At 65.3% G+C, this 6,490-nt stretch carries 8 protein-coding genes and 2 tRNA genes; 6 read left to right on the top strand and 4 right to left on the bottom strand.

Translation table 11 applies throughout. From position 1 onward, the window contains the following. Positions 1 to 65 precede the first annotated feature (65 nt). Together mug and NS2_RS37030 are read left to right on the top strand one after the other, a co-directional pair. Positions 66 to 629: a G/U mismatch-specific DNA glycosylase gene (mug, locus tag NS2_RS34770; RefSeq protein ID WP_033091593.1), complete on the top strand. Its 564-nt coding sequence runs from the start codon at positions 66 to 68 to the stop codon at positions 627 to 629. A 464-nt stretch (positions 630 to 1,093) separates the two neighbouring features. Then, positions 1,094 to 1,315, top strand: coding sequence for a hypothetical protein (locus NS2_RS37030; protein WP_143161329.1), 222 nt, complete (start codon positions 1,094 to 1,096; stop codon positions 1,313 to 1,315). A 202-nt stretch (positions 1,316 to 1,517) separates the two neighbouring features. Here NS2_RS37030 and NS2_RS34760 read toward each other — a convergent pair whose 3' ends face one another. From NS2_RS34760 to NS2_RS34745, 4 genes are all read right to left on the bottom strand, one after another. After that, entirely contained in the window at positions 1,518 to 2,612 is a 1,095-nt protein-coding gene (locus NS2_RS34760; protein WP_106852378.1) for an ISL3 family transposase, read from the bottom strand. Between the two features lie 305 nt (positions 2,613 to 2,917). Beyond that, positions 2,918 to 3,002: transfer RNA gene (locus tag NS2_RS34755), tRNA-Leu, on the bottom strand. A gap of 93 nt (positions 3,003 to 3,095) precedes the next feature. Then, positions 3,096 to 3,404, bottom strand: coding sequence for a hypothetical protein (locus NS2_RS34750; protein WP_306455125.1), 309 nt, complete (start codon positions 3,402 to 3,404; stop codon positions 3,096 to 3,098). A 124-nt stretch (positions 3,405 to 3,528) separates the two neighbouring features. Then, positions 3,529 to 4,374: a tetratricopeptide repeat protein gene (locus NS2_RS34745; RefSeq protein WP_033091591.1), complete on the bottom strand. Its 846-nt coding sequence runs from the start codon at positions 4,372 to 4,374 to the stop codon at positions 3,529 to 3,531. Positions 4,375 to 4,649: 275 nt separating this feature from the next. Here NS2_RS34745 and mihF point away from each other — a divergent pair, with 275 nt between their 5' ends. The 4 genes from mihF to NS2_RS34725 all read left to right on the top strand — a co-directional run. Further along, entirely contained in the window at positions 4,650 to 4,964 is a 315-nt protein-coding gene (gene mihF, locus NS2_RS34740; protein ID WP_033091590.1) for an integration host factor, actinobacterial type, read from the top strand. A 139-nt stretch (positions 4,965 to 5,103) separates the two neighbouring features. Further along, a tRNA-Leu gene (locus NS2_RS34735) sits at positions 5,104 to 5,188 on the top strand. 389 nt (positions 5,189 to 5,577) lie between these two features. Continuing rightward, positions 5,578 to 5,913, top strand: a complete 336-nt coding sequence (locus NS2_RS37020; protein WP_250637721.1) for a Uma2 family endonuclease — start codon at positions 5,578 to 5,580, stop codon at positions 5,911 to 5,913. A gap of 46 nt (positions 5,914 to 5,959) precedes the next feature. After that, the coding region (locus NS2_RS34725) for an AbfB domain-containing protein (RefSeq protein ID WP_052087090.1) at positions 5,960 to 6,490 on the top strand (531 nt) is incomplete at its 3' end.

The raw sequence follows: 6,490 nt of genomic DNA, 5'->3' as shown, positions 1-6,490 counted from the left end.
GTATTAGGCCACAACCGCCGCGGCGTAGCCGGATACCACCCGCGATGATGCGGCAAACTGGGGCCATGGGTGCTGGTTCGTCGACTCGACCATCGGCCGCGGAAATGGCCGCGGCGCAGGACAAGACGATTCCCGATGTGATCGGGCCGGGGTTACGGGTGTTGTTCTGCGGGATCAATCCGGGATTGTGGTCCGGCGCCACCGGGCGGCATTTCGCGCGGCCGGGGAATCGGTTCTGGCCGACGCTGTATCGGTCCGGCTTCACCCCGCGGCAGTTGCGGCCCGAGGAGCAGGAGACATTGCTCGAGCTTGGCCTCGGGATCACCAACGTCGCTCCGCGTACGACCGCCAGAGCCGATGAACTGACCGCCGACGAGCTACGCGTCGGCGGTCGCGCCCTGGTCGAGCGGGTCACCCGGTACCAGCCGCGAGTGCTGGCGATACTGGGTATCGGCGCCTATCGCACCGCCTTCGGCCGGCCGAAGACCAGCGTCGGCCCGCAACCCGAGAAGGTCGGCGACACGTCGATCTGGGTGCTGCCCAACCCCAGCGGGCTCAACGCCCACTACACCCTCGACACTCTCGCGGTGGAATTTCGCGCGCTGCGCGAGGCGGTCGGAACCGACTGACCGGATACCGCGACGGGCTCCACCAGCGCCGAAGGCGCCGCGCTATCAGGCGGACCAGGCCGGACCTTCAACCCCGGCTGCCATGTCCCAGACCTTGGGGCCAGCAACGACCCCACGGGCTACAGCGTGTGCATGATCGACTCCACGGACAACAGAACTGGCGGCGCCCAACTGGGTGCCTTCTACGCCGTGAACAGAGTGGTCGATCACGACCCGTTCACTGTCCGCGCCAACGGTGGATCGCTGCCACCGGCACCCTGAGCAAGTATTTCGATTCGATCACTGCATTGAGAGTGCAACGCTGACATCGTCCGGGAGGAGGGGAGAACGCTGTTGAAACGCTGGCGATCGATCATCGCGGCGCTGATGTTCGTCGTAGTCGGTCCAGGTCTGTTCTGCCGCTCCGCTGGTAGCGGACCGAACCGGACATGACTACCGGATACAACCCTCGCGGGGAGGCGATCATGGTCGACGAACCCTTGCAAGACCCGACGAACCCCATCGTCTACGGTGAGCCGCCGCGGACCCTGGATGAGATCGCGGCCTCGGCACGAGTTGGGGCCGAGAACCCAGAGCCGATGCGCAGCGACACACCCGCTGTCACTGTCGATGGAGCCGCACCCAGTCCCGACGGCTTGATCGAGTTGGTGGCCACATACACCCAACCTTCGGAACACCCCCGCTGACCGCGACGGCACCCGGGTCTGTCCAGATAACGGCTCTGGCTCACTTCCGGTCCGGTGGTGACGGAGTCCGGCGACCGCGGCGTCGTGGTCCTGGTCGAGACCGGTAAGGAAAGGCCCGAACTCGTGCAGCCCGGCCGCACGGACCTGCTTGATCCAGCAGTCCAGCTCGCTGCTGCGACGTTTGGCCATGAGCTGCGCGAACTCACCCACCAGCGTGGCCAGCGTGGTCATCTCGGGACAGGCAGCCAGCAGTTCGGGGAGCTGGCGGCGGTGAGTGTCGGGCAGGTCGTCGGGGCGGCTCATGATCCAGTTGGTGAGCCGTTTCGGGGAAGGAATATTGCGGTGGTCGGCACAGCCGGTCCGTTTCGGACATCCGGCGGTAGCGTTTGACGGTGTTGCGCGACACGCCGAGTCGGCGTGAGCAGTCCAGCAGCCCGACGCCCTGGTCCAGCAGTTCGTGCACGGTATGCCAGCGTTGCAGGGTGGTGTGTTCGCGGGTCAGTTGTTGCCGCTTCGGCCCGGCTTGTGCCCAGCAGCCACTGTGGGCGACCACCGCGGCACCGACCACCGCGGCCAGCCCGTGCCCTAGATACCACCGGTCCGAGGCCTGTGTCGCGTCGGGAAGACTGGTGCGCACGGCCTCGGCATTCGCGGCCGAACCGTCGCGCACCACGACTTCCACACCAGGGTGCCTCGCCAGCCAGGCCGCCAGGGTGTCGGAACGACGGTCGGGCAGCACGTCCAAGCGCTGATGGGTACCGGCGTCGATGATGACGGTGGCGTAGCGGTGGCAGCGGCGCAACGCGAAATCGTCGACTCCCACCGCCTTCTGGATCACGCGTAGTGGCAACGGGATCCGCAGCAGCGCCCGGATAGCGCTATGCCGCGACATGCGCACCGACAGAGCCGACAGCAGCCGGGCACCGGCGCGGCCGGCCAACTCCCGCACGACCGACCGCACCTGGCCGGTCAGGCGCGTCGTGCGGCGCTGATACCGTTCCAGAACTCCGGGAACTTGTTCACGAAAAGTGGTGCAGCACTGCGGTGTCAGGCACATAAGTCGCCGAATCTGCACCCGCACCGTCACGGGCCTGCCATCGAATGGAACGCGGGCGACGGTTCGGTCGTGGTAGCCGTGCACCCGCGAGGACCGCGCTCCGCAGCGCGGACACGCCGCCGATCGTGCGGGTGTTCGAGCCTGCACCACGATCCGGTTGCCGTCCTCGATCACGTCCTCCACCACCAGCGGCGACAACCCTGAAAATGCCACGTTGGCAGGCATATTCACCCCGCGCACCGCAACATCATGGAACCTTCAGCTCCTTGTCACCGCCGAAAGTGCGACAGAGCCGTTGTTTTCGGCGAATGCTACGGCGACCCCAAGGCCGCTACCAGCAAGGCGAATTTGACAGCAGAGGACACCCCCATCCTTCCTGCAGAACTAGGCGCACTTGCCGATCGCCTTCCCGAAAAGCCGACCTGAACCCATAAAGCCATCCAACCGACCGATCGGGCGACTTGACAAATCAGATTGAGAAGAAGGGCATTTAGGATCTGAATATCCGAATTCCTTTGGACAGCAAAGAAATTCGGACTTCACGGTGTCCGGAGGGGGACTTGAACCCCCACGCCCTAATACGGGCACTAGCACCTCAAGCTAGCGCGTCTGCCATTCCGCCACCCGGACCGGTGATGCTGGACAAGATTAGCGGAGAGGTTGGCGGAAAAGGAAATCGGGGCTGGAGCAGGCGAAATGGGGTGGGCTGCGGGAGGTTTGGGGTCAGTGGAGGATGCCGAGGAGGTTGGCGTTCTTGATCTGGGTGTCCTTGTTGGCCTGGACTTGGCACAGGCTCTGGACGGCGGCCATGGAGAGGTCGACCTGGGTGCCGGGTGGCTCGTTGTCGCTACCGGTTTGTTGCTTGATGAACTTGGTGATGGTGATGCGCTGGGTATTGGCGTCCTGGGCGAGGTAGTCGCTGCACTTGGTTTCGCCGCCCTTGTTGAGGGCCTTCTCGACGTCGGAGCAACCGGTCAGCAGGGCTATGGCGGTTGCGGCGGCGGCCAGGGCCGTCCATCGCGCGGTGTTCATCATGCGTTCCTCGTGGGGTCGGGTGCGGCGGGTCCGCCGCGATCGACCGCCACTGTAGATGGCCGTGGCCGTTGGGGAATCCGGGCTGGACCCGGAGATTCGACCTCTCAGCCTGTGATATACGTCACCAACCATCCTCGGGTGATGGTGATTCGGCGGCGCTGGCGGCACGCCACACACGGGCCTCGCTGGGATTGCCGCGCCGGGTGAGTAGTTCGGCCAGGCCCGCCATGGCGCGCGGGTCGCCGTGGGCGGCGGCGGTGCGCCACCAGTGCTCGGCTTCGGAGTAGTCGCCGCGGCGGTAGCGGACCACGCCGAGGTCGTAGGCGGCGGCTAGGTGACCGAATTCGGCGGCCTGCGTCCATAGTTGGCAGGCCTGGTCTTCCTCGCCGCGGCTCTGCATGGCCACGCCGAGTTCGTAGAGAGCGTTCTGGTAGCGACTGGCCTCGGTCGGCGGTTCGGGTGGGGACGGGGTCGCGGCGAGGGTGAGTTCGACGACCAGTTCCCCGAAATCGGGCGGGCCGACGCCGGTGCTGCAGTGCAGGACGGTCATGGTGGGTTCGCGGGTGACGAGCAGTCCGTAGTTGCCCGACCAGGAGACGATGGCGTCGGCATCGTCCACCCACACCGGGGTCAGGGTGATGGCGGCGTCGGCGTCGGTGGGGCACACCTCGAGGTCGATGCCGCCCGTCATGGCGTCGCTCCACACGTCAACCCCCCTGAGCCGGCGGCCGTTCAGCAACACGTGCCCACGGTCCACCCCGAGCCCGATGCCGAGGCTGCGCACCCCGGGGCGCGGGGCGGCTGTGCGCAGGGTGAGCCGGACGGTGGTGGGGGAGACGCCGATCGCCTCCGAATGCAGAGGGTAAACCTGGGCTCCGTTCCAGGTCACCGGCTCTGCGCTGTCGTATCGGTCCGCCAGGGGAGGTGCGGTCGCGGCCGGCTCGGCATACGAATACGACCCCGTCATCTGCCCCGCCTTTCGCAGGTGCCGAGTAAGTTTCGCGCATACGGTAGTACCGATGCCGTCTGCTGGGTCCCGTATTTGCCAGCTACGTCTTTCCAGCAAACACCTGGTCAGATGACCGGTGTCCGCTGCGGCCCGTCGCGGGTGCCCGGTGTCCCGATTTCGCCGGTCGCTCGACGTGTCGGCCAGGTCTACGCGGTGTGTCGTACTTGCGCAACGGCCGGTGTCCTGTTGAATCGTCGGCGACGTACCAGCGAACGAGTGAAAGGTAAGGACGTATGGCTCTGCCCACCATGACCCCCGAACAACGCTCCGAGGCGCTGGCCAAGGCCGCCGCTGTTCGTAAGGCGCGCTCGGAGATGATCGCGCAGGTCAAGAAGGGCTCGCTGAGCCTGGGCGAACTCCTCAAGCGCGCCGACAAAGAGGACTTGGTCAAGAAGACGAAGGTGTCGGCCGTCATCAAGGCGCTCCCGGGCATCGGCCCGGTCAAGGCGGCCAAGCTGATGGACGAGGCCGAGATTCCCGCCGACCGTCGCATCGGCGGCCTGGGTTCCCGGCAGCGCGCCGCGCTGCTGGAGGCGTTGAAGGCTTGAGATCGGGGGGTGGCCTGCCGGGTCGGAAACCGACCCGGCGGCAACCACTCCCACCGCCTCCGCTTGCCCGGTAAACCCGCAGGAAAGCGGCCGATTTGGTCCAGGCGGTCCGATCCGATAACCTTGCTGAGCACCACCGGTCCGGGTGGCGGAATGGCAGACGCGCTAGCTTGAGGTGCTAGTGCCCGTATTAGGGCGTGGGGGTTCAAGTCCCCCTCCGGACACAGTGAACAAAAGCTCTCCCTCTTCAGAGGGAGAGCTTTTTTCGTTGGTCCTCGTCGAACGCTGACGACGGTTTCCATCAGCCGGTCGGTGCCATCACCGTAGCGTTAGGACATGACCGCCGTGCAGCCGAACGTATTGCGGAGGGTGTGCGACTCGAGTTCATCGATGGGCAGCTGGGGGCCAAGGCAATGCCGGACGGGGATCACGCCCGAATCATTCAGTGGTTGATTCGGATCTTCCTGGTTGCCAGACCGGAACTGTTTCTCACGCCCGAACAAGGGTTGAAGGTCGAGAGGTCTCGGAAGGGGCGGGCTCGGCCGGACGGTGCCCTCGGGGGGCCGATTCCTTCGTCGGTCAAGGTGAATGGGCTGATCCCGCTCCGGTGCTGATGGTGGTCGAGGTGACCTCCGATGATCAGGACACCGAACGCCGCGATCGGCAGGAGAAACCTCGGGCCGACGCCGCCACGCGGATACCGGTGTACCTGCTGATCGACAGGGACTCGTGCGAGATAACCGTCCACAGCGACCCGAACGACGCCCGCTACCAACATGTTCTGACCGTGCCCTTCTACTCGAAGGCGCCCTTGCCGAGCCCCGTGGACCTCGAACTGGACACCAGCCCGCTGGCCGAAGCAGCCGCGGGAGCGGGTGGAGAGCTGTTGGCGAAGTTGGATATTGACGCCCGGATGACGCCTGGCAGACATGTGCGCGATGTTCTATGACAGCGGCATTCGCCGACGCGACAGCGTCGTCATAAGTGGAAATTCCATGAGTATCGAACTCCAATCGACGGACATCAACGGCGAGAGCATGGTCTCCCGCCGGACACTGCTCATCGGGAGCGGATTCGGGGCGGCGGCGCTCGCCTTGGGTACCCGATCCGGCGCCGCCATCGGGTGGGCCGCACCCATCGCGAATCGTGCCATGCAATCGATCAATTACCCCGATATGTACCTGCGGCACGCCTTCTTCATGGGCGAATTGTCCAGGGTCAGTACCGATCTCGATCGAGCCGACGCCACCTTCGACATCGTGACCGGGCTCGCCGACCCGAGTTGGGTGTCGTTCCGTTCGACGAATTACCCCGATCGCTATCTGCGCCATCAGAACTTCCGCGTCAAGCTCGACCCACTGGGCGACCAGCAGATGCGCGAGGATGCCACCTTCGCCATGCGCTCCGGACTGGCCGACGGTGCCGCGACCTCGTTTTCGGCGTACAACTCGGGATTGCGCGAGTATTACATCAGGCACAAGTGCTTCAGCCTGTACCTGGAGAAGATCACCGGGGATCTAGTGTCG

This window comes from Nocardia seriolae NBRC 15557 (genome assembly GCF_007990715.1).
Classification (GTDB): domain Bacteria; phylum Actinomycetota; class Actinomycetes; order Mycobacteriales; family Mycobacteriaceae; genus Nocardia; species Nocardia seriolae.
The sequence above is the reverse complement of the archived record's forward strand: the minus strand, read 5'-3'. Positions and strand labels throughout refer to the sequence as shown.

Bases quoted from the DNA above. Each gene is read 5' to 3' on its own strand.
- mug (WP_033091593.1), top strand. From the start codon at position 66: ATGGGTGCTGGTTCGTCGACTCGACCATCGGCCGCGGAAATGGCCGCG.
- NS2_RS34745 (WP_033091591.1), bottom strand. From the start codon at position 4,374: ATGACGGGGTCGTATTCGTATGCCGAGCCGGCCGCGACCGCACCTCCC.
- NS2_RS37020 (WP_250637721.1), top strand. From the start codon at position 5,578: ATGGTGGTCGAGGTGACCTCCGATGATCAGGACACCGAACGCCGCGAT.
- NS2_RS37030 (WP_143161329.1), top strand. From the start codon at position 1,094: ATGGTCGACGAACCCTTGCAAGACCCGACGAACCCCATCGTCTACGGT.
- mihF (WP_033091590.1), top strand. From the start codon at position 4,650: ATGGCTCTGCCCACCATGACCCCCGAACAACGCTCCGAGGCGCTGGCC.
- NS2_RS34750 (WP_306455125.1), bottom strand. From the start codon at position 3,404: ATGAACACCGCGCGATGGACGGCCCTGGCCGCCGCCGCAACCGCCATA.